The following is a 25,955-nucleotide window of genomic DNA, read 5'->3' as shown; positions in this document are numbered from 1 at the left end:
TTGCAATTTACAGTGGTGGAAATTAACGATACGGTACTGGAATGCTTGCTCTTTGGCAACAGATTGAAATTACTAATGCATGTCGATGAAAAATAATAGTAGACTATAATATCTCTGTATTAGTTGTTTTGGGTGAAATATGTCAGGTGTTCTTGCTTCAGTTGATAAGCGTACGCAACTAGTCGGTGAAAACCGCTTAGAGCTTTTACTATTTTACCTCCACAGTCGCCACTTATTTGCTCTTAATGTTTTTAAAGTAAAAGAAGTCGTTAAACTGCCTCATATTAGCAAAATTCCTCACGCACACCCGAAAGTGTCAGGTGTAGTTGATATTCGCGGTGAGTCAATTCCTGTGATTGATTTACGTAGAGCGATTAACATGCCTGAAGCTAAACACATTGAAGATACAAACCTCGTTATCACTGAATACAATCGTACTGTACAAGGCTTTTTAATTGGCAAGGTTGATCAAATCATTAATATGACATGGTCTGATATTATGCCGCCACCAACTGCGATTGGTAAAAATCATTACCTAACAGCCTTAACGAAGGTGAAACGCGATGGCCAAGAGCAACTGGTTGAAATAATCGATGTAGAAAAAGTGCTCGCCGAAATCGTTGAGTACGAAGTACATATTTCTGAAGATATTCTTGATAAGAGTATCGTGAACGAATTTGCAGGCCGCAAAATTCTTCATGCTGATGATTCACCAACGGCTCGCAAACAAGTAAGCGATACTTTATCGCAACTCGGCATCGAAATTATTCCTGCTCGTAACGGACTTGAAGCACTCGAAATGTTAAAAGGCTGGGCTGATCAGGGCAAAGACGTCGAAAAAGAATTACTTATGGTGATCACCGATGCAGAAATGCCAGCAATGGATGGCTACCGTTTAACCCACGAAATTCGCAACGACAGCCGAATGAAGAACTTACATATCGTGCTTAACACATCACTCAGTGGTAGCTTTAACCAAGCCCTGGTTGAGAAGGTTGGTTGTAATGCCTTTTTATCAAAGTTCCAGCCAATTTTGTTAGTGGAAGAAGTACAAGCCCGCTTAAAAGCCGTGCTAGAACAAGATGCTCAGTAATCGTTTTTAACATTTGTTTTATTAATATAAGCTAAAGCAACGACGTCGCAATTTGCCAATCATCGTTATTCATGATTTATTGGCTTTATCGATTCGACGACAACAATAAAAACTATGCTAAATCGCGTTGCCAAACCATTCACTAAACTAGTAGAGCGTTACCTACCCGACCCGTTTGTATTTGTTATATTACTCACCTTGCTGAGCTTTATCGTTGCGAGTCTCTTTACGCCGTCAACGCCCACACAAGTGCTCGCGGCTTGGGGTGGTGGATTTTGGAACCTATTACAATTTGCTATGCAAATGCTGCTAGTACTGCTTACAGGCTACATGTTAGCGAGTACTCCAGTTATGCGCAGCATACTCAATAAACTTGCGACACTAGCAAATACCCCAGCCAAAGCAATTATACTCGTGACACTCGTTTCTTTATTAGCGAGCTGGCTAAACTGGGGCTTTGGCTTAGTCATAGGCGCTTTGTTCGCCAAAGCAATTGCAAAACAAACCCGTGTTGATTACCGTTTATTGGTTGCCAGTGCCTATTCAGGCTTTATTGTTTGGCATGGCGGCTTAGCCGGTTCAGTGCCGCTGACAATCGCGACCGACGGCCACTTTGCACAGCAAAGTATTGGTGTAATAGGCACCGAAAACACGATCTTTTCGGCATTTAATATCGCTATTGTTGTGGGCTTGTTTATTATCATGCCGCTGGTAAATCGCTACATGCTGCCAAACGAGAAAGACAGCGTCTATGTTGACCCCGCAAAGCTTGATGATGAAACGCAGCAAATAGCAACACCTACCCGCCCTGCCGAAGTAATAGAACATAGTCGTTTATTAGGAATGGGGATAGGTGCCGTTGGCCTTGCCTATTTATTCTATTATTTTGTACTAAGCGGAGGCGGCTTAAATTTAAATAGTGTGATCGCTATTTTCTTATTTAGCGCAATTTTACTACATCAAACACCACATAATTTACTCCGAAGCTTACAGCAAGCAATCCCCAGCGGCGCTGGTATTGTGATTCAATTTCCGTTTTATGCCGGGATCATGGCCATTATGGTAAAAACGGGACTTGCTCAACAAATCTCTGAAGGATTTATTGCCATTGCAACAGCCGAAACGCTGCCTTTTTTGAGTTTTTTAAGTGCCGGGTTTGTGAATATCTTTGTGCCATCAGGCGGCGGCCAATGGGCAGTGCAAGCGCCAATTGTCATTCCTGCAGCACAAACACTTGGCGCTGATATGCCACGTGTTGCTATGGCTGTCGCATGGGGCGATGCCTGGACTAACCTAATTCAGCCGTTCTGGGCACTCCCCGTACTTGCTATTGCCGGCTTAAAAGCAAAAGACATCATGGGCTTTTGCCTTGTGCAGCTGATCATCACCGGCGTGTTTATATCGTTAATGCTGAGTTTTTATTAATAACAGTCCCTTATTCAGAGCTATATTACGTATTGACTACCCATGTAAACTAAGCAAAACTAGGTACAAGGTTAGTAAATCAATTTAAAAGGAACTTAAATGAATATTAGCGAACTACCTTATTCCTTACCAAAAACACCTAAAGCGCAATGCCAATATCTTGCTCGTATGTATATGTTCTATTAGTTTACACAAGCTAAGTAACAACCACCAAGAAGAATCTGAAGCAATAGCAAGCGTGATTATTTATAGGCACTTAAACAGTAATCAAAAAATAGAAGCCATGCGCTTAATTCAAACCCTAAACAACAAGCCATTAATGGCTAAATTAATCGAAAAAGTAACAGATGTCATTGTTAATCCCCAATGGGGAATTTGGTCGCTATCCAATACAGAACTGTTAAAAGACCAAAAATTTCACGATATGGTAAATTCATATGTTGGAATTCTAGGTGCTTCAATTTCTGCTGCAAGCGCTAAAGAATTGGCATCGACAATATGGAAAACTAAAAAAGTGTCTAAGGGTGGTTGGATTACTATCGTTATGTGGGGCTCTTTATATTTCAATGCCACAGAGTTGAACAAGGCAAACCAAGAAATATCTAATAGGAGTAAACTTTTAGATTCAGTGCACTACAACTAATGAAGATTATACTTCCTATTTCTGTATATCTAATAAACTTTGTAGGTTGCATACTAGTTTATAGCTATGCAACCAGTTTCCATAAAGATATTATTTTTTATATTATCCTTTTTTTAGCAAATGCCCAAGGGATTTACTACGGGTATAAACTTTCTAAAATTAAGAATGAAGATGAAAAAAATTAAAATATTATTTTTATATTTATTAATTTTTCAATTTAATTTAGCTTATGGGTCACCAACAGATAGATGTAATGCTGATAACCTTGGGTTTTCTTTCAACTCATCTTTTAACGAAGATATGTTCGATAGAAAAGAAATGAAAAGAAATGAAAAGAAATATCTCAGTCGAAGATAAAAATTTTGCATGGGCTTTTTCATTTTCAGAGTTATCCCAAGACAGTATTTTACGAAACATCAATGGTACTGAAAAGTCTATAGATGAAATAGTTTACATCAACTTTAGTAAATTTTTAAAAAGTGAATTATTTCTCACGATTGAGAATGAAAAATTAGTTAAAGATAAGTACATGGAAATTAAAACAAGTTTTGAAAATAAAAATAGGGTTATATTTTTTATAAAACTAAATAAATACAGAAAAAAAGAGTACTTAACTAAATTAATTATTACAGCTAAGAATAGCCTACCACTCAGTGAGGATGACTATAAAAAAGTAGATAGCTTTTTTAACTTTTGTGTTTTTTGATATGAAAGCTATAGCCTAATTAGAATAGGCTATAGCTAAACTAACTATTCCTTGATTAAAACATTTTCTCTTACTTTTATATGGATGTTGTAAGCTAACCTGACTTCAAAAATTACTTTTACTAAGTAGCCACTTCCCTAAAAAAGTACTCAAAAATATCCGTATTTAATACTTAATTCGATAAAATCTTCATAGGTAGGCTTAGGATTGCGCTTTCTGAATCAGCAAAATGCATCATCACCGCAACGTGGCCTGCAACAACCAATGCGTACATGACCGCTGAAAAACCTTGCCCGTAAGTATCAAGAGGGATTAAGTGTGAATAATGACGACCACGCCATTCAAATACAATTTCAAGCGCGCCAACAAACAAGAAGAACACGAGGAGCATTAAACCGAAGGTATAGCTCAACCATAAACCAAATAACACGCCTAATAAGCACACGCTTAAGCCGACCCAAGAACGCATAGAAAAACTAATGCTTTTAAGTACATGACCGCCATCTAAGGGCAAAATAGGTAACAAGTTAAATAGGTTTAACAGTGCACTGAGTACTGCCACACCGGCGAATATTTCCATTTCAGTGGCGTAGTAAAGCACCACTCCGAGTACTGAGGTAATTAAGCCAAATGCAGGCCCCATTAGAGAGATCACCACATCTTGCCAACGGGTGGTAATTTTATCGTCGGAAACGGCCAAGCCACCGACAAACGGAATAAGATAAATACCTTTAGTTTTAATGCCAAAATATTTCATAGCGCGCACATGACCATATTCGTGCACAACCAAGCAAGCAATTAACATCAAAGCAAATTCAATAGAAAAAAGCCATGCGTAACCAGCAACTGATGCACCCGCTAAAGCAGCTTTCACTACTTTTGCACTTTTAAATAATTTAAAGCCCAGTGCTAGCAGGCCAATGATGCCGCGTTTTGGTTCAGTGTCTTCTACCGCAGGAAGTGCAAGTTCACTAACTAATTGCTGATTAACATAAATAGCTAAGCTTTTTTCATGCACTTTGCTGGTATCTAAACTAATTTTTTGTCCTTGAAAATCAAATTCATACTTATTCTGAGTCGGGTTATCAAATGCAATAGCTTGCTGTTGATGGAATAACTGTATTAATTGCGAGCCGTGCAAATGCAAAGTGAAGGTTTCATTTGCTAAGCTCAACTGAAGTCTTGCCATAATCTGTAAAAATACTAGATAAGAGTGCGGCTATTATACGTAGGACAAAATAAATTACGAGAGAGAGGCTTCTACAATTTAAATTACTCTTCCCAGCACACAAACAACCAAAAAACATGACTAACTAATATTTATCTACTACTTTTAAGTATAGTGTTCTCGTTCAAGGAGTGAATATAGTGAAGTCAAATAGGCATATTCTCGTAGTCGATGACTCCAAAGCGATTCTTATTGTTATGCAGGCTATTTTGAATGAGCTGGAAATTAGCCATGTCACTACCTGCCTAAGTGCAGAAGAAGCCCTAGAAAAAGTAAAAAAAGCGCCTCACTTCTTTGATGCTATCTTTACTGATCTAAAAATGCCCGATATGGATGGTATGGAATTGATCCGTCATTTAGGCGCAATGAAATACCATGGTGCTATTGCGATCATTTCTGAAATGGATCCCAAAGTAATTGATTTAGCGGCTGATATTGCCCGTAAAAATAATGCCCATCTGATTGGTAATATATCTAAACCCGTGCAGTTGAATCAGGTTTATTTGTTGCTGCAAAAACTTGAGCATTTTTCATTTCACGTAGAGCGGACAAAATCCCCTATTTCTGAGTCGCTATTACTTCATGCGATTAGTCACAACGAAATAATTCCATTTTACCAACCCAAAATTAACCGCCACGATAACCGTGTCGAAAGTATTGAGGTATTAGCGCGAATAAATACAAGTAAAGAAGAGGAAATAATTCTTCCTGAGCGATTTATTTGTGTTGCCGAGGATTTAGATTTAATTAACCTTATTACCTTTCAGCTCTTTGAAAAAGCGACCAACGACTTTGCTGAAATCAAAGAACATTTTCATCCTAACCTAAAACTGGCTTTTAACTTATCGCCTTCGCAACTCGAAGACTTAAGCTGCCCAGATAAATTGGCACTAATATTACATCTAAATAACCTCACCCCAGGTGAAGTTATTTTAGAAATAACCGAGCAATACGCCTTACGCACCGCTGCACAGTTAGAATCACTAAACAGATTAAGAATGAGAGGATTTGGTATTTCTCTTGATGACTTTGGCACCGGCTTTACCAACATACAACAATTGAAAACCTTACCATTTACCGAGATTAAAATAGATAAAACGCTGATCAGTAATATTGAAACTGACCAATTTTCTCAAGTCATTGTCAGTAGCCTTGTGAATATTGCTATTCAAGAAGATTTATTTATTGTCGCCGAGGGGATCGAGCGAGTAGAAGAACTCGAATACTTAGACCGCTATAAAGAATTTATCTTAATGCAAGGCTTTTTGTTATGCCGCCCGAAAGCCAAAGAAGATTTTTTAAATTGGTCAATCTCATGGCGGCAAATGGTCAAAACAGCGACCGGGCAGCGTCGCTAAGGCTCCCGTTTGTCATCACTAACAATGGTATTACTTCGTGCTAAGCGCTGTCGCCAACGCTGCTTAGCCACTTTTTGCATATTTGCAGATTGGTCATGTTCATCAACAATCTCAAGCCCCATCAGCGCCTCAATTAAATCTTCTAAGGTCACAATCCCTTGAACATCTCCGTATTCATCAACCACTAAACAAATATGGGTTCGCCCTGACAATAAGGTTTCAAGTAGCGTTGGCACATGCAGGGTCTCTGGCACTGTATAAATTGGTTTAACCAGCTTACTTATCTTATAGTCTTCACCTAAACGATGATACGCCAGCATAATATCGTTTTTATGTACAAAGCCGATAATATCATCACCATTTTTGTCATATACCAGCACCCGAGAGAATGACGATGAGCCATGTTCAGACAAATACTGATTAACAGTTAAATCTTTATGCACTTTAAACAGCACAGTACGCGGCGTCATTATGGTATCTAGCTTAGCGTGGCGAAAACGCAGCAGACTCCTAATAATCTCAGATTCATCGTGACCAAGTGCCCCTGACTCTGTGCCTATATCAGCCATGGCTTCAATTTCTTGGCGAATATAGTAGGCCTCATCATAATTACGCCCCAAAAAGCGCGTGAGGATATCTGCAAACCAAACGAAAGGTTTTAAAATGACCACCAACCAAATAAGGCTAATGCTGACGATAGGTGTTAGACCACGCCAATAATTTGCACCCAGTGTTTTCGGAATGATTTCAGAAAGTACAAGAACCAATAAGGTCATAATTGCCGAGGCTATTCCAACAGCAGCATCTGAAAAAACCACTGCAGCTTGTGCACCAACACCTGCAGCACCAGCTGTGTGCGCAATTGTATTAAGCGTTAAAATAGCCGCGAGCGGTTGGTCTATATTATCTTTTAGCTTAGCAACGCGTTTTGCTAATGCAGGTTGCTGCTTCCTTAACATAGCAACATAGCTTGGCGTTATACTTAATAACACCGCTTCCATTACCGAGCATAAAAAAGAGACGGTAATAGCAACCAACATATAAACAAGTAAAAGTGTCACTGTGCATCCTCATTGTTCATCTAAGCGCCCACCATATCAACAGATAACTGGAACCTCAAACCCATCAGCATTCTAACGCAGAGCTCTTTTTGCTAGTTTTTCTGCGTGCTATATTGCTAAAACATACCTTCAACAGGCGAAACTATGACATTTACAACCACTTGGCTGAACAAAAAAACTCAGCTAAAAACCACGCTTAGCGCACTTGTACTTTATTCTCTAAGTTCAACAGCTATGGCAGATGCTATTGAACGTTCAGCAATTCAGTTTATTGGCCCTCTTAGCGATGATATGCAATTAAAGCCTTATCAAACCGAACATCGTGACGCTATTATTGCCAACTTAGTACCAAGCTTACAAAAAAATAACGACAATATTCGTATTTTTGGCGACGAGATAAAGTGGCAATCATTCGACAAAGTAAGCGCCCTTACATTAGGTGGCCTGCAAGCACTAAAATTTACTGCATCAACCGAGCGCTTTAGCCAAGGCTCGTTGACCCTTAAAGGCATTGAAAACGCACAGCTGTTTATCGATGGTGAAAAGCAAACAGAAAAAAATAACAGCTATGAGTTAGCTTTAAGCCAAGGCGATCACCAATTTGTTATCATCACTGAGCAAGTAGCAAACTGGAATGAAGTTGAGCTTGATTTTACTGCAAAGTCTGAACTAGATACTGTGCAATTTAGTTCTAAACAACAACATGGCTTGTCTGCAAAACAGTTATTCGATGCGCCAACGGTAAGTTATATTTCAATGGCGCCAAATGGCAATTACTTTATTACTAGCCAACGTCATTACGAAGATGCAACGGCTAATCAAGCGCAATACGTGACTGAGCTTAAAGACGCAAAAAACAATACTCTTTATCGCTTTGAGTCAGCCCAACCGAGCAATATTACTTGGAGCCCTGATAGCACAAATTTAGTGTATCTATTAAATGGTGAGCTTAAGCGTTTAAATCTAAAAACGATGCAACTTAGCGTGATTGCTAAAAACCTTTCTGGTGCAAGTGGCTTTCAATATTTTGATAACAACAGCTTAATTTTTAGCTGGTCAAAATCACCAACAGACAATGGCAAGCTCACTAAACATTATCAAGGCCTGCAAGACCGTTGGTCTTATGCTCGTACAACATCACAAATATACTTGCTTGATATCACAACAGGTCTTAGCAAAATTTTAAGCCAAGGCCCACTTAGCCATTCACTTGAAGATTTTGATGCTAAAAACGGTCACGTATTAATGAGCCGCTCAGCACAAGCAATGCAGCTATCACCACAGCCTGCAACAGAGCTTGTTGAGCTAAACCTAGCTACATCGGCTATCACGGTGCTTGGTCAATTTAATACCTTTAATCAGGCTAAATATACTGATGACGGTATTTATGTCACTGCTGGCCCAGATTTTAATAATGGCTTAGGCCGAAACCTTCCTGAAGGCATGCTGGCTAATAACTATGATGGTCAACTTTATTTACTCAGCCGCGACGGTAAAAAAGCAACCGCTTTAAGTAAAGAGTTTAACCCGGCTATCGGCCAGTTAAATGTACTAGAAAACGGTGATGCACTTATTAAAGTCACCGAGCAAGATACCGTACAACTTTATCAATACGACTTAAGCAAAAAGCGTTTCAATAAAGTAAATACAGGCTTTGATGTTGTTGAGCAATTTAGTTACTCAAACGAGCGCAATCCAAGCATTTTAGTGACTGGCACTACAGCGACAACACCACAGCAACTTAAGCAGCTCAACTTAGGCAAGAGCCGTGCTAAAGTCGTATGGGATTCAAAGCCAATTGGCTATGAAAATACCCAAGTAGCCTCACTTGAAGAATTTAACTTTACTAATAAAGATGGCATTGAAATTAAGGGTCGTGTTTATTTACCTCATGATTTAGATAGCAAAAAACAATATCCTGCACTGGTTTATTATTACGGTGGCACATCACCAGTAACACGTGGCTTTACAGGTCGTTACCCATTTAACTTATGGGCAGAGCACGGCTATGTTGTTTACGTAATACAACCAACAGGTGCGACTGGCTTTGGCCAAGAGTTTTCGGCTAAACATGTAAATGCATGGGGTGAGTACACAGCTAATGACATTATTGACGGCACAAAAGCCTTTTTGGATAAATATAGCTTTGTAGATAGTAAGCGTGTTGGCAACTTGGGCGCGTCTTACGGTGGCTTCATGACCATGCTACTAGCAACTAAAACTGATATGTTCAGTGCATCTATAGCTCATGCGGGGATCTCAAATATCACCTCGTACTGGGGTCAAGGTTGGTGGGGTTATTTATATTCAGCTGAGGCATCAAAAAATAGCTACCCTTGGAACAACCCTACACTTTATAGCCAACATAGCCCGGTGTTTCATGCTGATAAAGTAACCACTCCGCTATTACTCCTTCATGGTGATTCAGATACCAACGTACCAGTTGGTGAAAGTCACAACATGTACACGGCATTAAAGCTACTCGGTAAAGATGTTGACCTAATCGAATACAAAGGAGCAGATCACCAAATTTTTGCGCGAGATAAACGCTTTGACTGGTGGAACACCATGCTGGCTTATTTCGATAAAAACTTAAAAGATCAGCCGCAGTGGTGGCAATATCTTTATCCTGAAAAGTAGTTTAATCACTTGGCTGAGCACTGCACGAGTGTTCAGCTTTCACCCTTTTCAACTATCGCTAAGCCATTAAATTGTAAGAAATAGTTACAAACCTCGCCATTACACTTCTCACCCTTCGCTATACAGTGCTAACATAACAACAAATCAAGTGTGAAATTAAAGCGAATGACTATTCAAGTTTTATTGGTTGAAGACGACGAACTGCTCGTTAAACGCATTCTTAACCACTTTAAAGAAACTGAGTTTAACATTGAGATAGATTCAACAGGTGCTGATGCATTGAGCATAGTGCAATCTCGTGCAGCTTCTTCACAAGCTATTTCTTTAGCAGTTATCGACATTGTGCTACCTAAGCGCGATGGGTTATTGCTTGCCAAAGAACTAAATGCTCTGACTGATATTGGGGTCATTGTTTTATCAAGCCGAGATTCGCAAGCTGACCGTATCGCAGGCCTTGCGCAAGGGGCCGATGATTATATTTGCAAACCAGTGGATTTACTCGAGCTAGAACTTAGAATGCGCGCACTGTATAAACGCCTTAAGAGCTCTCAAACAAACGACGAAAGCGAAGAGTTTATTGAGTACGCCAACTTTAAATTACACCCTGATAATCGCACGCTGATCACACCCAGCGGCGAAGAGTCACGCCTGACTGAAGCAGAACATAAAGTTTTAATCTGCTTAATTGGTAATGCAGGTAAAGCCACATCAAGAGAAAAGATTTCCGAAGAAATTGGCCAGCCTGATTGGAGTCCAAGCGATCGTACCGTTGATGTATTAATTGGTCGCCTTCGTAAAAAGCTCAGCGATGAAAAAGATCAAAAGCGCATTGTCACCGTGCGCGGTAAAGGCTACATGCTTTCAATCTAATTCGTTTTCTAGTACTGCGTTAACTGACTTATTAGTCGTTCAAACGCACGGTAATTTAGCGCCTCTTTTAATTCATTTAAGGTAATTGTTGGCTGGGCTTTTAAGTCGCTTAAAGTTCGGGCCACTTTGATAATACGATGATAAGAACGCGGTGACAGCGCCAGTTTCTCACTAGCTTTAGCCAAAAACTGCAACTCAGCGGCTCCTAGCTCACAATAACGCGCCATTTCTCTATTACTTAACCTGGCATTCACCTTACCCTGCCGATTAAGCTGTATAGCATACGCGCGCTCTACACGCTGGCGCACTTGATCACTGCTTTCTTCTGCTTGGGTGCTCTGCAATTGGCTACTTGTAAGCCGCGGTAACTCTATTTGCAAATCAATCCTATCGATAAATGGCCCAGACACCCGAGATAAGTATCGCAAGACTTGGTCTGGCGTTGCACGTTTATCGGTATGACTCCCTGTCGGGCTAGGATTTAATGCGGCGATTAGCTGAAACTGCGATGGGAACTCCATTTGCCTTGCCGCTCGAGATATTGTCACTACACCTGTTTCCATTGGTTCACGCAGTGAGTCGAGCACTTTACGCTCAAATTCAGGTAATTCATCTAAAAACAACACGCCATTGTGTGCCAATGATATTTCACCGGGCTTCGGATTTGACGACCCTCCCACCAGCGCTACCGCAGAGCAAGTGTGGTGTGGATTTCGAAATGGTCGCTCGCGCCAATTTGATAGATCTACCGATTGACCTATAATCGAATACAACGCTGCGGTACTAATGGCTTCTTCGTCAGACATGGTGGGCATAATCGTCGGCATACGCTGTGCGAGCATTGATTTTCCTGTACCAGGGGGGCCAAGAAAAAGTAAGTTATGTCCACCAGCGGCAGCGATTTCTAACACTCTTTTTGCGCCGGGCTGCCCTTTCACATCACTTAGATCAAGTAGCGACTCTCGGTTTGGCTGCTGCTCTGGGTAGTGGATATTCAAAGGCAGAGGTTGTTGATTTAGTAAGTCGTTCCAGACATCTTGTAATGAATAAACTGCTTTTCGTGATACGCCAGAAACTAAACTAGCTAAGTTATCGTTTTCGACAGGTAAAAAGCAACAGCGCCCTTGCTCTTTAGCACCCAACACTGAAGGTAAGATAGCATTCACACCTCTTACTTCACCGTTTAAGGCAAGTTCACCATAAAATTCATAACGATGTATGTCGTTGCAGGTGATCTGTCCAGAAGCGACTAGAATCCCTACTGCTATGGCTAAGTCAAATCGACCGCCATCTTTTGGTAAATCAGCGGGCGCAAGATTAACGGTTATACGTTGATCAGGAAAGCCAAACTGCGAGTTTTCGAGCGCGCTACGTACACGGTCTTTGGCTTCTTTTACTGAGGCCTCAGGAAGACCAACAATATGAAACGCTGGCAATCCATTACCTAAATGCACTTCAACAATCACTTCAGGAGCTTGCACGCCAACCTGAGCACGAGAAAAAATTCGGGCTAAAGACACGATCCGATATGTCCCTATAGTTCATCCATGAATACAGTTTAGTCAGGATATTTAAAAACATGCAACGTTAAATGCCACCTCATTGCAGCTAAACGAAGCATCAGTGTCATTAACATTGCCATAATCATGGCAAGCTCAGTGACTAAACCTAGGGAAATACTTACTGTGTAAACAATACCACCGGCGATACATGTTATCGCATACAGCTCGCCTTTTAACAGCATGGGTATGTTGCCTGCTAATACATCGCGAATGACTCCGCCAAAACATGCCGTGATAACCCCCATAATAATCGAAGTCGTATCTGGCATACCGGCAAGCATTGCTTTTTGAGCCCCCATAACAGCAAAAAACGCGAGTCCAAATGCATCTGCAATCTGTAGTGCACTTAGCGAAATAGAGCGCTGTTTGTTTATTAAACGCGTAGTGATAAATACCGAGAGTAAAATAGCCCAAAAGTAGCTTTGATCATGCAGCCAAAAAACAGGAATGTCTAAAATAACGTCGCGGACTGTGCCGCCGCCAATTGCAGTAACAGTGGCTAATACGACAACACCAAAGCCATCCATCTTTTTATCATATGCCAGTAGCGTCCCTGAGACCGCAAATACGGCTACGCCAAATAAATCAAACCAATGGTAAAGTTCAGTCATGTTTGTAGCTAAAAAGTAATATTACTGACGTTGTAACATAAACCTTTCTATCTTTTAAGCGAAGATTCATTGCTCGCACAAAGCCACTAACATAATAAAGAAAAGCAACTGAATACTCAGCTGCCAAAACTCAAAGGAAGGAAAGCTGAACTGTAAGAGGTTAGGATCTCAGTGATGCTTTAACCATAGCTGTTATTGAGCCATGTTTGCCCGTCAAATACTTACACAAGAGATCCTATCAAGGTACAGCCTAAAGCCATACTTTAAGATTAGTTCAGTCAGTTCTGATATGTAAGTAAATTACGACAAAAAGAATGGAAAATAAGTAAAAAACACTTCTTTTGATTTTAACTATAATAATTTGTTACTAAAAACTAATAGATATAAATTCAGTTGGTTGCGGGAGCTGTAAGTTTTGAGGGCGAACCGACGACCTTCAGGCTCTGAACCTGAATTTCAGACATAAAAAAACACGCTACAGCGTGTCTAGTATTACATATTAATTTTTTAATTTCAGTTGGTTGCGGGAGCCGGATTTGAACCGACGACCTTCGGGTTATGAGCCCGACGAGCTACCAGGCTGCTCCATCCCGCGCCTGAAATTATTAAGTTTATTTTACTTCTCACTTAATTTAAGAAGTCAGCCAATTCAAATAATTGGTTGCGGGAGCTGTGAAGGTGAAGAGTGAACCGACGACCTTTATAGTTCCAACATTGCACCAATCTTTTTAAAAATTGGTTGCGGGAGCCGGATTTGAACCGACGACCTTCGGGTTATGAGCCCGACGAGCTACCAGGCTGCTCCATCCCGCGCCTGAATATTAAGTTTATTTTACTTCCTACTTAATTTAAGAAGTCAGCCAATTCAGAAAATTGGTTGCGGGAGCCGGATTTGAACCGACGACCTTCGGGTTATGAGCCCGACGAGCTACCAGGCTGCTCCATCCCGCGCCTGTATGTTTAGAGTCCCAGAAGCCGGATTTAAACCGACGACCTTCGACTTCAGGTATTAGCGAGTCCGACGAATGATTTATCATTCTGCTCTATCCCGCGCCTGTAATCCCTAAGTAACATGAGCATGTTAACGATGCCTTGTTCCGAAGAGAGCGCTATAATATAGCAATAAAATTAGAAATCAAGCGTTATAATCAAAATACGGGCTTAAGCGAACAAAAAGCACACAAAACCTCACTAAAATGCGCGCTGATGTGGACTAATCATTTTTTGCCACTCCCAATCAGGGTGCCCCATAACAATAAAATCAGGATTCTCGGTACTTTCTCGTTGATTGTAAGTTAACGGATTGAATTCAGCGTCCGTGATGCAACCACCCGCTTCTTCAACAATGACTTGCGACGCGCCTGTATCCCACTCACCTGTTGGCCCTATTCGTAAAAAACAATCAGCTTTACCTTCCGCGATAATGCATGCTTTCAATGAACAAGAACCTAATGCAACCGTCGCAAACTGGGTATTTAAATATTGGCTAACAGCTTCAATTTTTTGTCTTCGGCTTACAGCTAAGGTTAAATTATCCGGCGTTGCTACCGAAATTTGCTGATCTTGGCCATTTTCACGTTTAAACGCGCCATTTTGATAACTAGCAAAATAAGTCACTTGTTTCGCTGGCCAATGAATAACGCCAAGCACTGGGCGATTATTTTCAACTAAAGCGATATTTACTGCAAAATCACCACTTTCTAAAATAAACTCGCCAGTGCCATCCATTGGATCAAGTAACCAATAACGCTGCCAATCTTTTCTATCTGCCAGCGCTGGAATAGGTGTTTCTTCTGACATAATTGGAATATCAGGCGCTAATGCTTGTAAGCCTGCCATCAACACCTCATTCGAGGCTAAATCAGCTTTAGTAACAGGCGTATCATCTGACTTTTGCTCAGCACCTATATCATCCTGTTGATAAATGGCCATTATAGCGTCGCCAGCTTGTTCAGCTAACCGAATACACGGCTCTAAAAAATTATTCATTGCCCGCTCCCGACTCTAAGTACTTTGTTAATAATAGCAAAGCTGCGACACTTCGTGCTTCGGTAAAGTCTTCTTGTTGCAATAATGATTGCCAATCACTTATTGGCCATTTCACAACGACAAGCGGTTCAGGCTCATCACCAGGTAAGGTTTCAGGGTAGAGAGCTTCGGCGTACAAAATATGCATAGTGGCATTAAAGTAACTCGGTGCCATGCTGACTTTTTTAAGTTCAGCAAAGTGCTTCGCGCCAAAACCAACTTCTTCTTTAAGCTCACGATCTGCAGCTTGCTGTGGTGTTTCGCCTGGGTCAATTAAGCCCTTTGGAAAGCCCAACTGATAATCATTGGTGCCTGCACAATACTCTCGCACTAATAGCAGTTCATTATCGGCCGTTACTGGCACAATCATCACTGCCCCTCTGCCACCGCCACGAATTCTTTCGTATTGCCTTTGCTCGTCATTTGAGAACTTCAATTCGAGAGACTCAACAGTAAATAGTCGACTTTTAGCGACAACTTCATTAGACAAAATTTGCGGTGGTGTAGGATGCTTTTTCTGTGTCATTGGCATTAATTTGCTATCATGGCAGTTATGCTCATCATAAATCTTTTAAAGTGAATTGCCTATGTTAAATTGGTCAAAAATCGATACTGTGTTGTTAGATATGGATGGCACCCTACTCGATTTGCATTTTGATAATTACTTTTGGCTAACCGTTATTCCCGAGCAATATGCGCGTAAACATAAAATCAGTTTAGACCAAGCAAAAGCTGACATTTTACATCGTTATCAACAAGTTCACGGGCAAATTAATTGGTACTGCTTAGATTACTGGCAACAGCAACTTGATTTACCGATTATGGCGTTAAAACGTGAAATTCAACATTTAATCAGAATTCGTGACGATGTTCCGCCGTTCTTAACGGAGCTAAGAAAAGCAGGCAAGCAATTGATAATGCTTACTAACGCGCACCCAGATTGTGCCATGTTAAAGTTTGAACACACGGCTATCGATAATTACTTAGATGGGGTTATCTCAACTCACCAATATGGCGTGAGTAAAGAGCATCAACCATTGTGGCAACAAGTACATCAAGAATGGCAGTTTGATAAGGAACGGACTTTATTTGTCGATGATAGCCCTGCCGTGCTAGATGCGGCAAAAGAGTTTGGTATTGGCCATATACTTGCGGTTGCCAACCCTGATAGTCAGCAACCGCATAAGCAGTTCGATGGCTTTTTATCGACCATCGATTTTCGCGAGTTTATACCCGTTAAATAATTACTTCGGGTAACGCTGTTCTAGGCCTTGGTATACAAGTTTTGCAAAATCAGCATGCTCTGTATCCAGGCTTTTAACCACTTCTACTAAGTGCTCGTTATCTTCTTGGCCATTCCAGACTTTGATATAACTACCGTCTTTGTAACCATGATCTTGACGGAAGAAGTTCAAGGTATTTTTACCAACATAACCACGGTATAAATCATCAATATCCATACCAATTTGCGCCATACAACCTGCAAATGTAGCTGCATTAAAACTCTTTTCAGCGACTGCTGACGCGGCTAATAATTCGAGTGTTTGTTTAAAGTCATCAGCTTGAACTGGCGCACTTAACTCAGCTTCAAGTTGCGCAGCTAACTGCTCATAGCTGGTTTCACCATCAATACGTAAAGATAAACCAAAATGGAAAATATCAACTAACTCTAAAATAACTTGTTCAGTATCTGGGGTTTGTTTTTTCCACCACTTCCAACCGTAGTGGTCAAGCATTTCAGCACACTCAACCCAAATTGCACGATACCATTCAAAACCTTGGCTAAACCATTGCTCATGAACTTTGGTATTCATCGCATTTTGCATCTCGAGCATAACAACGAGTTTTTGTAAATTAGCAGACATTCTTTATCCCAACTTGCATTTTTTATTTGCCTATATACTACAGTTAAATTTGAGTTTGATGTAGGTAAAGATGAAATTAATCCCGCAACAATCAGGTCATCTTTGCAGTTGAAAAAAATAACCGAGGAAGCCCATGTTTAAATCTCTACTCATTAGCGCGTTGTTTGTACTATCAAGCCAAGTTATCGCTGCAACTGCGACCAATATTGCCGAATCTGCTGAGCGAGTCAGTCCATTATTACCAGGATTAACGGTGCCAAATATTGAATTAAAAGACCAATACGGCAAAACAGTGTCTTTAACTGAACGCTTTAAAGAAAAAACCACGGTGCTGATTGTTTATCGTGGCGGTTGGTGCCCATATTGTTCAAAGCAATTGGCTAGCGTACAAAAAATTGAGAAAGAATTAGCAGATTTAAACGCGCAATTAATTGCCGTTTCGCCAGACAGCCCTGAAAAACTCGCTGAAACAAAAATTACAGCTCCTAGCTATCAATTGCTTTCTGACGACAGCCTCACTTTGGCGCAAACGTTAGGTCTAGCGTTTTATTTAGATGACAAAACAGCAAAGATTTACCGTAATAAGCTTGGAGTTAACTTTGTCTCGTTAGAGGGTGAGGCGAAAGTCGCGCTACCAGTACCCGCAGTATTCGTGATAGACACAAATGGGTTAGTTCATTTTCAATACGCTAACCCAAATTACAAAGTACGCTTAACAGAAGATTTATTACTAGCCGCTGTTAAATCAGTGAGTGAGCAATAAATTGGCAATCGATAAGCAGAACATGTTTCTGCTTATCGGCCTTGTGTAAACTCTTGCCAAGATTCAATTAAATCAACAAAGTCTTCAAAGCCGCAGCCACTGCAGAGGCCTTCTTCTTCAAGCATTAAATCATCATCTTGATAGGCAACTAGGTCTTCGTTGTCTTGATGTAATGCATGTGCTTCGAATAACGCTTCATCTTTACTTAAGATCAAATCAATTTCTTGACCTTGTAAAGTTAATGGCTCATTGCTGCTCTTAACCGCAGAGATCAACGCTTGCACCATCGCGATTTTTTCTTTACCGACTTCTTCGTTTAGCCAACGGCCTATGACGGCATGTTCAGAGGAAATTTTAATGCGTAAACCGCTAATTGGGTCGCGGATAAATTGATATTCCATGAAGGGTACTCGTAATACGTTATGTGCTAATTATACCGTTTGCAGCTAGACGTGGCGAGTTTTGTAAGGTTAAAACAACACGAGCGCCCATGCGGGCGCTCGTATTTATGCTATTTAAAATAGCTAGAGTCGCGATTTGAAGCGTGCAGCATCAATAATCGCCCATAGGTATACGATTGGCAGTAAAATAAAACCTACTGCAACATATATTAATGCACCACTAATCACCCATGCTAAAAAGAATGCAATTGCCGCCATTAAACGACCTTGTACCAATTGTCCTAAACCAGGAAAAAAGATATTACATATTGCTGCGATTACATTACCGCCAGAACCTTGCTCTGCCATACTAACCTCTGTAGTTTTTAATGATTATACTTTTTATAAACACACTTTATGCCAACTTATTATGACTTACAAATCAAAGTGTTAAAAAGTAGCGTTATTTTGATTTTAGTTCTTTTTGCTAAAAATCGGTCAAATTCACAATTTTCATACCTATTCGCTTAATTAAGTGATCTATTTTGAGGCAATAAAACCTCGTTGATAACAAGGCAAAAATTTCGTTATTTAGTTGTTCTAAATGAGAAATTTTTAACGCAGGTAGCGACAGGTTTAATCCCTCAAAATGATTAAGTATTATTGCGGATAGGTATCCTTTCGTAATTTTAATGACTTGCCAAAATAGCTGTTTATAAAAACAGTATTTTATTTAGCCTTGCATAAACACCTGTTATACTCCACCCATTATAGATTGAAAAGGCGTAACGATGGACGTTTCTGAATTACTCGATGGCTTAAATGATAAACAACGGGATGCAGTCGCAGCCCCATTGCAAAACATGCTAGTACTTGCAGGTGCAGGTTCTGGTAAAACTCGAGTACTTGTTCATCGCATCGCATGGCTCATGCAAGTTGAGCAAGCTTCTGCATACAGCATCTTTGCGGTAACCTTCACTAACAAAGCCGCGAAAGAAATGCGCACCCGTGTAGAAGAAACCTTAAAAGCACCGGTTGGCGGTATGTGGATTGGCACTTTCCATGGCTTATCTCACCGCATTTTACGCGCCCATCACCGTGAAGCGAACTTGCCTGAAAGCTTTCAAATCTTAGATTCTGACGATCAACAACGTATGATCAAACGCTTGCTTAAAGCGATGAACATCGATGATAAAAAGTGGCCAGCAAAACAATTTGGTTGGTATATCAGCGCGAAAAAAGATGAAGGTCTACGTCCTAAAGACATTCAAGCCTACGATATTAATGAGCAGATGATGCTGAAAGTCTACGCTGCATATCAAGAGGCTTGTGACCGCGCAGGCTTGGTCGACTTTGCAGAAATACTGCTGCGCTGCTACGAAGTACTTAAAAACCACCCAACACTTTTACGTCACTATCAACAGCGTTTTGCTCACATGCTAGTAGACGAGTTCCAGGATACTAATACTATTCAATACGCTTGGTTAAAACTACTCGCGGGTAATACGAACAGTATTATGATTGTGGGTGATGATGACCAAAGTATCTATGGCTGGCGTGGCGCAAAAATTGAAAATATCAAACGCTTTTTAACTGACTTCGAAGCCGAAACCATTCGCCTTGAACAAAATTACCGCTCAACGGCAACCATCTTGAAAGCCTCAAATGCGCTGATCAAAAACAATGCTGAACGCATGGGCAAAAGCCTTTGGACAGACGGCAATGATGGTGAGCCTATTTCTGTTTACGCTGCGTTTAATGAATTAGACGAAGCGCGCTTTGTCAGCAGCAAACTGCGTAGCTGGCTAAATGCAGGTAATGCATTACAAGATGCCGCGATTTTATACCGTAACAATGCGCAATCTCGTGTACTCGAGGAAGCAATGCTACAAGAAGGTTTAAAATACCGTATTTACGGCGGTATGCGCTTCTTCGAACGTCAAGAGATCAAAGATGCACTTTCGTATCTACGTTTAGTGGGTAACCGTCAAGATGATGCTGCTTTCGAGCGCGTTATTAACACCCCAGCCCGTGGCATAGGTGATAAAACACTAAGCCATATTCGTGATTGCGCGCGCAATGAATCATTGCCACTTTGGTATGCCGCAAAAGCTATTATCGAGCAGCAGCATTTATCTGGCCGAGCTGCGAGTGCCGTCACTAAATTCTTAGAGCTTGTTGAGCATATCGAAGATAAGATCAGCGATCTCACCTTAGAAGAGCAAGCGAAATGCGCCATTCAAACCTCAGGGTTAATGGCAATGTATCAAGCTGAAAAAGGTGAAAAAGGCCGTGCCCGGGTAGAAAACTTAGAAGAGCTTATTAGTGCTTGCGGTCAATATGAACTCCCTGAAGATGAAGAGTTCAGCTCGCCACTACAGGGCTTTTTGGCATATACCTCTCTAGAATCTGGCGAAGGTCAAGCTGACGAGCACGAAGACGCGGTGCAAATGATGACCCTGCACTCAGCAAAAGGCCTAGAGTTCCCGTTGGTATTTATGGTCGGTGTTGAAGAAGGCATGTTCCCATCTCAACAAAGTAATGAAGAGTCTGGCCGTTTAGAAGAAGAGCGCCGTTTATGTTATGTCGGTATGACTCGCGCCATGGAAAAACTATACATTAGCCACGCAGAAAGTCGCCGTTTATACGGACAAGAAAAATACCACAGCCCATCACGCTTTTTACGTGAAATGCCTGAAGACTGTATCGAAGAAATTCGTATTAAAACACAGGTTTCAAGACCGCCTGCAGCAGGTCGTTTTAGTCCATCAGTAACACATGCCGCATTTGAAGATAGCGGCTTTAACTTAGGTCAACGCGTCTTGCATGCCAAGTTTGGTGCAGGTACTGTACTCAATTACGAAGGTAGCGGCGCACAGTCACGTATTCAAGTGAACTTTGATGACCTAGGCAGTAAATGGCTTGTAACACAGTATGCAAGACTTCAAGCCTTATAATGAGTATTTAACAGCACTGTGCAACGAGCTGGTTATTGCAAAGCATCGCCAGCTTGTCATAGTGCAAGGAAGCGAAGCTTGGTGCTATCAGTTTGCAAACCAATTAGCGCTTAAAAATAGCTATGTTTTCAGTAGCAACTCATTATTAGCAAATAGTGAGTTTCCAAAACATGCTCACCAAATTCTTGGTCAAGAGTTTCAAAATGCAATTTTTGATGGTTTTAGCGGCTTATATGCCGATAAATTAGCCGCACTTGCAGGCACCGTAAAAGCAGGTGGTGTACTGATACTATTGCTGCCTGATGACAGTAATTGGCAAGACCCTGCACTCACAAGTATTACCTCCTATGGCCAAGTGATTCAACACAGCTTTTTTAATCAGCGTTTATTCGCCAAGCTAAAGTTGCAGCCACATTATTTTACTGAGCACTCGCTCCCTGCTTACCAATCAGTATCACCAGCAACTGCTGAGATAAATTTTCAGCAACAACAAACATGTGTTGAGCAAATTATTAAAACCGCGACAGGACGCGCTAATCGTCCTTTTGTGATCAGTGCCGACCGAGGTCGTGGTAAGTCAGCGGCTTTAGGACTTGCAGCAGCCAATCTTCAAGATAAAAAAATCCTTATTTGTGCAACCCAAGCCAAAGCTGTACAAACAAGCTTTAAACATTTAGCTGCTGAGCTTGGTGTTAGCAAAGAGCAAAACTGTAAGCAATTAGCTAACCTTAGCTATATTGCGCCAGATATACTGCTAAATGAAAAACCTGATTGCGATCTGCTGTTTGTCGACGAAGCAGCAGCGATTCCAGTTCCACTATTATTGCAGATCCTGAAAAGCTACCCACGAATTGTATTTGCTAGCACTATGGTTGGTTATGAAGGAAATGGACGAGGTTACACGTTACGCTTTTTACATTACTTGCGCAGTCAATTTAAATCGCTAAAGACTATTACTCTGGATGAGCCAATTCGTTTTGCTAAACATGATCCCCTCGAAAATAGCCTACGCGAACTATTACTTCTCGATGCAAAGTACCTACACACAAGTAAAGAACAATCTCTCAATTTTGCACAAGTAAGCAAACAACAACTTGTTGATAATGAGCAACTGCTAGGCCAGATAATAGCCTTACTTGCTTTGGCACATTATCAAACCAGTGTTAATGATTTACGCCAATTACTTGATGCGCCTGAATTACAATTGTTTATTTGCACTCAAGCAGATGAGCTCAAAGGCGTCTGCTTGGTTGCTCTCGAAGGTGGACTGACTAAAGATATAGCAGACCATGTTAAAGCCGGTCAGCGTCGTCCGCATGGCCATTTGATGGCACAAACACTTACTCAACTAAGCAAAGACTCACACTTTCTGACAGAGGTCTCTGCTCGGGTTGTAAGAATAGCGATAGCACCCGAATGCCATCAGCAAGGAATTGGCTCAGCCTTATTAAAATTCTGCGAAAGACAGTTAGATAATTGTAGCTATTTTGGGGCAAGTTTTGGTGCTAATGCATCGCTTGTTAGATTCTGGCAGCACAATGGCTTTCATGTCGTAAAACTCGGTTTTAGTCATGATAAGGCAACAGCTGAACACCCTGCTTTAGTGATCAAATCGCTTTGCAAACAAAATAGCTCATTGGTACAGCAACTCATTAATGAGTTTAAGTTAGACATATCAGTGCAATTGTTAGGGCACTTTAAAAGCTTACCTTGGCAGTTAGTTGATCAATTAGTATCGCATTTGCCAAGCTCTGCTTGCCCTACTGCATTATCCACTAGAGCAGAGCGAATCATCAGTGATGATTTCAATCTTTTCAATATACAACCTTTACTGTGGCAACTAATATGGCACACACCAATTAGTCTAAAATTATTAGATGAAAATACAAAATTCATCCTTATTAGACTAGTATTACAGCAGACTTCTGTGAATAGCTTTATTTATGAAGCTAATTTTGCTGGCCGTAAAGAACTCGATTCACAGTTTATAACCGCAGTAAAAGGTTGGTATGCTCACTATAAATCACTTAACACTAAAAGTACTCAATGCCCTTTTAATAACCCTGGTGTTGATACCAACAACTAGCTTAGCGCAACATACGCAACCCCCTATAAAGTTAGGCATGTCTACCGCATTAACAGGACCTGCCAAACAAATCGGTGAGCAACTTGCGCTAGGCAGTAAAATTTACTTCGATAAAGTTAACAAAACCCAAGGGATCAATGGCCAGAATATAGATCTTATACTCGCTGACGATGGATATGAGCCAAAAAACACCGTTGTAAATACAAGACAGTTTTTGTACACCGAAAAAATTCACGCGATTTTCGGCTCGATGGGAACACCCACCGCTCACGCCATAAAACCATTACTAGATAGGCACCGCATTCCCTTTCTAATGCCGTTTACAGGCGCTGATTTTCTGCATAATAGCTCAATGCCCAATGTGTTTAACTTACGAGCTAGCTATCAAGATGAAGCTATTGAGCAGATAAACTATTTGATAAAAGAACGTAACCATCAAAAGATCGGCTTAATCATTCAAGCTGATGAATTTGGCTACATGGTTGAAAGTAACTTAATCACTGCTTTAGAAGAGTTTGGCATCAAACCTATCGAAGTAGCTCGTTTTAGAAGAAATAGTTCAGATATATCGAAAGCCTTAGAAACCCTGAAGCAAAGCAAAGTAACGGCTGTTTGTATGGTAGGGACCTATCAACCGCTAGCCGAATTTATAAATACCAGCTATGAACAAGGTTTCAAACCTGACTTTACATCCGTTTCATTTGTTTCTAGTCACGATTTATTTGCTCTTGTAAAACACCCAGCAAATATAATGGTCACAGAAGTGGTCCCCAACCCTAATAAATGTGAAAACGCCTGGTGTAAAAGCTTTAAGGAAGATATCAAACCTTATAAGGTGACCCCTAATCGAATTATTTTTGAAGGCTATTTGAATGCAGCAGCTTTAGTAGAAGCCGCAAAAGAATGCCCTACACCACTAAATAATCAATGCTTACTAATCGAACTAAACAAAACCTTTGACAGAGATAGTGAGCTAGCCGCTCTGTTTAGTGACCCCGATAAAGATAAGATAAAAAAAATCTATCGCTCATACTACAAAAGTAATTAAATTTAACTACAACTAATTAGCAATAATGTTCTATGCTATAAAGACTTAACAAGGCTTTGAGGGAAATATGGATCTGATTAATTTTCGTGTCGGGCAAAAGACCATTTCATTAAAAATTCTCGATATACTTCTAACTGAACGTTATGAAGGAAATTTGACATCTTTGCCGAATGAAAATAAAAGCTTCATTGGTGTAAAAGACTACATGGATACACCCACCCCTATCTTTGATTTAGGCATCGTTTTAAACAACCAATCAACAAGTGATACAAACACTGCACTTTCAGATTTATTAGTAGAACGAGAAAAAGAGCACCTAGAGTGGCTAAATGCGCTTGAGCACAGCTTAGTAACAGGCACTCCATTCACTAAATCAACAGATCCTGATAAGTGTGAGTTTGGCCGCTGGTATAACAATTTCAAAACAGATAACGAGGATTTACACAGCATTATTGTTAAGTTCGATGCACCTCATCGTGAACTACATGCTATGGCCAGAGAATTACTAGAGTTACAGAAAAGCCAACCCCAAGAAAAAGTTCTTAGTGTTTTTGAAGAAAAAAAACGTCAGGTATTTAATCAACTCGTCAGATTATTTGAGTCAGCCCGAGAACAAATTATCCTTGATTACAAGCCAATTATTATCTTCACAACAAAAGATGGCATCACGCCTCATATAGGTCTGTTAGTTGACCAAGTTGAAGATAACATAAACGTAAAAAAAGAAGATATTAAACCATTAGAGCAGCTCACCTCTGTGGGTTTCGATGTTGACCCTCAGACGAAAAATATGATGCGTGGTTTAATCAAAATGAAAAATAAACATAGCCTGTTGTTAGATCCAAGCGCAATATTCCGTCCAGAACACCTCATGCGCCATGAAGCTGAAGAAACCGAAGAATACGGGCTCTTTTAGTAGCGAGAGTAAAGTTTGAAGCCAGCCCAACCTACCTGAAGAATGAATAAGCCACGTTGTGTGAATAGCTTAAACGCAAAAAAGCCCGACTCTTTCGAATCGGGCTTTCTTTAATTTGGAGCCTGGCGATGTCCTACTTTCACATGGCAAATGCCACACTATCATCGGCGCTGTTTCGTTTCACTACTGAGTTCGGCATGGGGTCAGGTGGGTCCAAAACGCTATTGTCACCAAGCAAATTTGGTTTGTTAATCGCCTTGGCAATTAACTAAAATCTGGAATTCTGATATCAGTAAATGTCTACTTTAGTGTCTTAACTTCTGTCTGTTACGCTGTCATAAAACGCGTTTGGCGTTGTATGGTTAAGCCTCACGGGTAATTAGTACAGGTTAGCTTAATGGCTCGCACCACTTCCACACCCTGCCTATCAACGTTGTAGTCTTCAACGGCCCTTCAGAGACTTTAAAAGTCTAGTGAGAACTCATCTCGAGGCCTGCTTCGCGCTTAGATGCTTTCAGCGCTTATCAGTTCCGAACGTAGCTACCGGGCAGTGCCATTGGCATGACAACCCGAACACCAGCGGTTCGTTCACTCCGGTCCTCTCGTACTAGGAGCAACCCCTCTCAATTCTCAAACGCCCACGGCAGATAGGGACCGAACTGTCTCACGACGTTCTAAACCCAGCTCGCGTACCACTTTAAATGGCGAACAGCCA

General features: G+C 40.8%; 22 protein-coding genes, 3 tRNA genes and 2 rRNA genes (1 of these 27 cut by a window edge). 13 read left to right on the top strand and 14 right to left on the bottom strand.

The window, feature by feature from the left end; genetic code table 11:
* Positions 1–139 precede the first annotated feature (139 nt).
* From E5N72_RS03230 to E5N72_RS03215, 4 genes are all read left to right on the top strand, one after another.
* Positions 140–1,093: a chemotaxis protein CheV gene (locus E5N72_RS03230; RefSeq protein WP_135923203.1), complete on the top strand. Its 954-nt coding sequence runs from the start codon at positions 140–142 to the stop codon at positions 1,091–1,093.
* Between the two features lie 114 nt (positions 1,094–1,207).
* On the top strand, positions 1,208–2,518 hold the full coding sequence (locus tag E5N72_RS03225; RefSeq protein WP_135923202.1) for a short-chain fatty acid transporter: 1,311 nt from the start codon (positions 1,208–1,210) through the stop codon (positions 2,516–2,518).
* A gap of 283 nt (positions 2,519–2,801) precedes the next feature.
* The gene (locus tag E5N72_RS03220; RefSeq protein ID WP_135923201.1) at positions 2,802–3,161 is read left to right on the top strand and encodes a hypothetical protein; all 360 of its coding nucleotides are present in this window, start codon (positions 2,802–2,804) and stop codon (positions 3,159–3,161) included.
* 328 nt (positions 3,162–3,489) lie between these two features.
* Positions 3,490–3,867 carry a hypothetical protein gene (locus E5N72_RS03215; RefSeq protein ID WP_135923200.1) on the top strand — a complete coding sequence of 126 codons (378 nt, stop codon included), beginning with the start codon at positions 3,490–3,492 and terminating at the stop codon, positions 3,865–3,867.
* A 172-nt stretch (positions 3,868–4,039) separates the two neighbouring features.
* Here E5N72_RS03215 and E5N72_RS03210 read toward each other — a convergent pair whose 3' ends face one another.
* Entirely contained in the window at positions 4,040–5,056 is a 1,017-nt protein-coding gene (locus E5N72_RS03210) for a site-2 protease family protein (RefSeq protein WP_135923199.1), read from the bottom strand.
* Positions 5,057–5,232: 176 nt separating this feature from the next.
* Between E5N72_RS03210 and E5N72_RS03205 the strand changes: the two genes are divergently transcribed.
* Positions 5,233–6,453, top strand: a complete 1,221-nt coding sequence (locus tag E5N72_RS03205; RefSeq protein WP_135926214.1) for an EAL domain-containing response regulator — start codon at positions 5,233–5,235, stop codon at positions 6,451–6,453.
* Here E5N72_RS03205 and E5N72_RS03200 read toward each other — a convergent pair.
* Positions 6,450–7,514, bottom strand: coding sequence for a hemolysin family protein (locus tag E5N72_RS03200; protein WP_135923198.1), 1,065 nt, complete (start codon positions 7,512–7,514; stop codon positions 6,450–6,452). The genes E5N72_RS03205 and E5N72_RS03200 overlap by 4 nt on opposite strands.
* A gap of 144 nt (positions 7,515–7,658) precedes the next feature.
* On the opposite strand from E5N72_RS03200, the gene E5N72_RS03195 reads away from it, so the two are divergent.
* A complete protein-coding gene (locus E5N72_RS03195) occupies positions 7,659–10,154 on the top strand; it encodes a S9 family peptidase (RefSeq protein WP_135923197.1) in 2,496 nt (831 codons plus the stop codon).
* A 165-nt stretch (positions 10,155–10,319) separates the two neighbouring features.
* Positions 10,320–11,024: a response regulator transcription factor gene (locus E5N72_RS03190; protein WP_135923196.1), complete on the top strand. Its 705-nt coding sequence runs from the start codon at positions 10,320–10,322 to the stop codon at positions 11,022–11,024.
* Between the two features lie 8 nt (positions 11,025–11,032).
* Here the strand turns inward: E5N72_RS03190 and E5N72_RS03185 are convergent, their stop codons facing one another.
* From E5N72_RS03185 to nudE, 7 genes are all read right to left on the bottom strand, one after another.
* On the bottom strand, positions 11,033–12,544 hold the full coding sequence (locus tag E5N72_RS03185; RefSeq protein ID WP_135923195.1) for a YifB family Mg chelatase-like AAA ATPase: 1,512 nt from the start codon (positions 12,542–12,544) through the stop codon (positions 11,033–11,035).
* A 38-nt stretch (positions 12,545–12,582) separates the two neighbouring features.
* Complete coding sequence (locus tag E5N72_RS03180; protein ID WP_135923194.1) at positions 12,583–13,197, bottom strand: trimeric intracellular cation channel family protein; 615 nt, start codon at positions 13,195–13,197, stop codon at positions 12,583–12,585.
* A 518-nt stretch (positions 13,198–13,715) separates the two neighbouring features.
* Positions 13,716–13,792 (bottom strand) — tRNA-Met (locus tag E5N72_RS03175).
* 141 nt (positions 13,793–13,933) lie between these two features.
* Positions 13,934–14,010: transfer RNA gene (locus E5N72_RS03170), tRNA-Met, on the bottom strand.
* A gap of 61 nt (positions 14,011–14,071) precedes the next feature.
* A tRNA-Met gene (locus E5N72_RS03165) sits at positions 14,072–14,148 on the bottom strand.
* Positions 14,149–14,388: 240 nt separating this feature from the next.
* Complete coding sequence (gene cysQ / locus E5N72_RS03160; RefSeq protein ID WP_135923193.1) at positions 14,389–15,186, bottom strand: 3'(2'),5'-bisphosphate nucleotidase CysQ; 798 nt, start codon at positions 15,184–15,186, stop codon at positions 14,389–14,391.
* Positions 15,179–15,751 (bottom strand): ADP compounds hydrolase NudE, encoded by a 573-nt coding sequence (gene nudE / locus E5N72_RS03155; protein ID WP_205994286.1) that lies wholly within the window; start codon positions 15,749–15,751, stop codon positions 15,179–15,181. The genes cysQ and nudE overlap by 8 nt, the downstream gene beginning before the upstream one ends.
* A gap of 61 nt (positions 15,752–15,812) precedes the next feature.
* Between nudE and yrfG the strand changes: the two genes are divergently transcribed.
* On the top strand, positions 15,813–16,469 hold the full coding sequence (gene yrfG / locus E5N72_RS03150; RefSeq protein ID WP_135923191.1) for a GMP/IMP nucleotidase: 657 nt from the start codon (positions 15,813–15,815) through the stop codon (positions 16,467–16,469).
* On the opposite strand, the gene E5N72_RS03145 is transcribed toward yrfG, so the two are convergent.
* Positions 16,470–17,090 carry a dUTP diphosphatase gene (locus E5N72_RS03145; RefSeq protein ID WP_135923190.1) on the bottom strand — a complete coding sequence of 207 codons (621 nt, stop codon included), beginning with the start codon at positions 17,088–17,090 and terminating at the stop codon, positions 16,470–16,472.
* 133 nt (positions 17,091–17,223) lie between these two features.
* Between E5N72_RS03145 and E5N72_RS03140 the strand changes: the two genes are divergently transcribed.
* A complete protein-coding gene (locus E5N72_RS03140) occupies positions 17,224–17,853 on the top strand; it encodes a peroxiredoxin-like family protein (RefSeq protein WP_135923189.1) in 630 nt (209 codons plus the stop codon).
* 32 nt (positions 17,854–17,885) lie between these two features.
* On the opposite strand, the gene E5N72_RS03135 is transcribed toward E5N72_RS03140, so the two are convergent.
* Together E5N72_RS03135 and E5N72_RS03130 are read right to left on the bottom strand one after the other, a co-directional pair.
* Complete coding sequence (locus tag E5N72_RS03135; protein WP_135923188.1) at positions 17,886–18,254, bottom strand: YacL family protein; 369 nt, start codon at positions 18,252–18,254, stop codon at positions 17,886–17,888.
* Between the two features lie 123 nt (positions 18,255–18,377).
* Positions 18,378–18,602, bottom strand: coding sequence for a hypothetical protein (locus E5N72_RS03130; protein ID WP_054554878.1), 225 nt, complete (start codon positions 18,600–18,602; stop codon positions 18,378–18,380).
* Between the two features lie 422 nt (positions 18,603–19,024).
* Between E5N72_RS03130 and uvrD the strand changes: the two genes are divergently transcribed.
* The 4 genes from uvrD to E5N72_RS03110 all read left to right on the top strand — a co-directional run bounded on the left by uvrD (position 19,025) and on the right by E5N72_RS03110 (position 25,240).
* Positions 19,025–21,190 (top strand): DNA helicase II, encoded by a 2,166-nt coding sequence (gene uvrD / locus E5N72_RS03125; protein ID WP_135923187.1) that lies wholly within the window; start codon positions 19,025–19,027, stop codon positions 21,188–21,190.
* A complete protein-coding gene (locus tag E5N72_RS03120) occupies positions 21,168–23,276 on the top strand; it encodes a GNAT family N-acetyltransferase (protein ID WP_135923186.1) in 2,109 nt (702 codons plus the stop codon). Before uvrD ends, E5N72_RS03120 begins: the two co-directional genes overlap by 23 nt.
* Complete coding sequence (locus tag E5N72_RS03115) at positions 23,200–24,324, top strand: ABC transporter substrate-binding protein (RefSeq protein WP_135923185.1); 1,125 nt, start codon at positions 23,200–23,202, stop codon at positions 24,322–24,324. Before E5N72_RS03120 ends, E5N72_RS03115 begins: the two co-directional genes overlap by 77 nt.
* Before the next feature lie 67 nt (positions 24,325–24,391).
* On the top strand, positions 24,392–25,240 hold the full coding sequence (locus E5N72_RS03110; RefSeq protein WP_135923184.1) for a CZB domain-containing protein: 849 nt from the start codon (positions 24,392–24,394) through the stop codon (positions 25,238–25,240).
* A 120-nt stretch (positions 25,241–25,360) separates the two neighbouring features.
* On the opposite strand, the gene rrf is transcribed toward E5N72_RS03110, so the two are convergent.
* Together rrf and E5N72_RS03100 are read right to left on the bottom strand one after the other, a co-directional pair.
* Positions 25,361–25,475: ribosomal RNA gene (gene rrf / locus E5N72_RS03105) — 5S ribosomal RNA — on the bottom strand.
* A gap of 123 nt (positions 25,476–25,598) precedes the next feature.
* Positions 25,599–25,955, bottom strand: a 23S ribosomal RNA gene (locus tag E5N72_RS03100); it runs 2,526 nt beyond the window's last position.

Origin of the sequence: Pseudoalteromonas sp. MEBiC 03607, from assembly GCF_004792295.1 — a bacterium.
GTDB lineage: Bacteria > Pseudomonadota > Gammaproteobacteria > Enterobacterales > Alteromonadaceae > Pseudoalteromonas > Pseudoalteromonas lipolytica_C.
The sequence above is the reverse complement of the archived record's forward strand: the minus strand, read 5'-3'. Positions and strand labels throughout refer to the sequence as shown.

Excerpts from the sequence above, each read along its gene's own strand:
- E5N72_RS03230 (WP_135923203.1), top strand. The coding sequence starts at position 140 with ATGTCAGGTGTTCTTGCTTCAGTTGATAAGCGTACGCAACTAGTCGGT.
- E5N72_RS03225 (WP_135923202.1), top strand. The coding sequence starts at position 1,208 with ATGCTAAATCGCGTTGCCAAACCATTCACTAAACTAGTAGAGCGTTAC.
- E5N72_RS03220 (WP_135923201.1), top strand. The coding sequence starts at position 2,802 with ATGCGCTTAATTCAAACCCTAAACAACAAGCCATTAATGGCTAAATTA.
- E5N72_RS03215 (WP_135923200.1), top strand. The coding sequence starts at position 3,490 with ATGAAAAGAAATATCTCAGTCGAAGATAAAAATTTTGCATGGGCTTTT.
- E5N72_RS03210 (WP_135923199.1), bottom strand. The coding sequence starts at position 5,056 with ATGGCAAGACTTCAGTTGAGCTTAGCAAATGAAACCTTCACTTTGCAT.
- E5N72_RS03195 (WP_135923197.1), top strand. The coding sequence starts at position 7,659 with ATGACATTTACAACCACTTGGCTGAACAAAAAAACTCAGCTAAAAACC.
- E5N72_RS03190 (WP_135923196.1), top strand. The coding sequence starts at position 10,320 with ATGACTATTCAAGTTTTATTGGTTGAAGACGACGAACTGCTCGTTAAA.
- E5N72_RS03180 (WP_135923194.1), bottom strand. The coding sequence starts at position 13,197 with ATGACTGAACTTTACCATTGGTTTGATTTATTTGGCGTAGCCGTATTT.
- cysQ (WP_135923193.1), bottom strand. The coding sequence starts at position 15,186 with ATGAATAATTTTTTAGAGCCGTGTATTCGGTTAGCTGAACAAGCTGGC.
- nudE (WP_205994286.1), bottom strand. The coding sequence starts at position 15,751 with ATGACACAGAAAAAGCATCCTACACCACCGCAAATTTTGTCTAATGAA.
- yrfG (WP_135923191.1), top strand. The coding sequence starts at position 15,813 with ATGTTAAATTGGTCAAAAATCGATACTGTGTTGTTAGATATGGATGGC.
- E5N72_RS03145 (WP_135923190.1), bottom strand. The coding sequence starts at position 17,090 with ATGTCTGCTAATTTACAAAAACTCGTTGTTATGCTCGAGATGCAAAAT.
- E5N72_RS03140 (WP_135923189.1), top strand. The coding sequence starts at position 17,224 with ATGTTTAAATCTCTACTCATTAGCGCGTTGTTTGTACTATCAAGCCAA.
- E5N72_RS03135 (WP_135923188.1), bottom strand. The coding sequence starts at position 18,254 with ATGGAATATCAATTTATCCGCGACCCAATTAGCGGTTTACGCATTAAA.
- E5N72_RS03130 (WP_054554878.1), bottom strand. The coding sequence starts at position 18,602 with ATGGCAGAGCAAGGTTCTGGCGGTAATGTAATCGCAGCAATATGTAAT.
- uvrD (WP_135923187.1), top strand. The coding sequence starts at position 19,025 with ATGGACGTTTCTGAATTACTCGATGGCTTAAATGATAAACAACGGGAT.
- E5N72_RS03120 (WP_135923186.1), top strand. The coding sequence starts at position 21,168 with ATGCAAGACTTCAAGCCTTATAATGAGTATTTAACAGCACTGTGCAAC.
- E5N72_RS03115 (WP_135923185.1), top strand. The coding sequence starts at position 23,200 with ATGCTCACTATAAATCACTTAACACTAAAAGTACTCAATGCCCTTTTA.
- E5N72_RS03110 (WP_135923184.1), top strand. The coding sequence starts at position 24,392 with ATGGATCTGATTAATTTTCGTGTCGGGCAAAAGACCATTTCATTAAAA.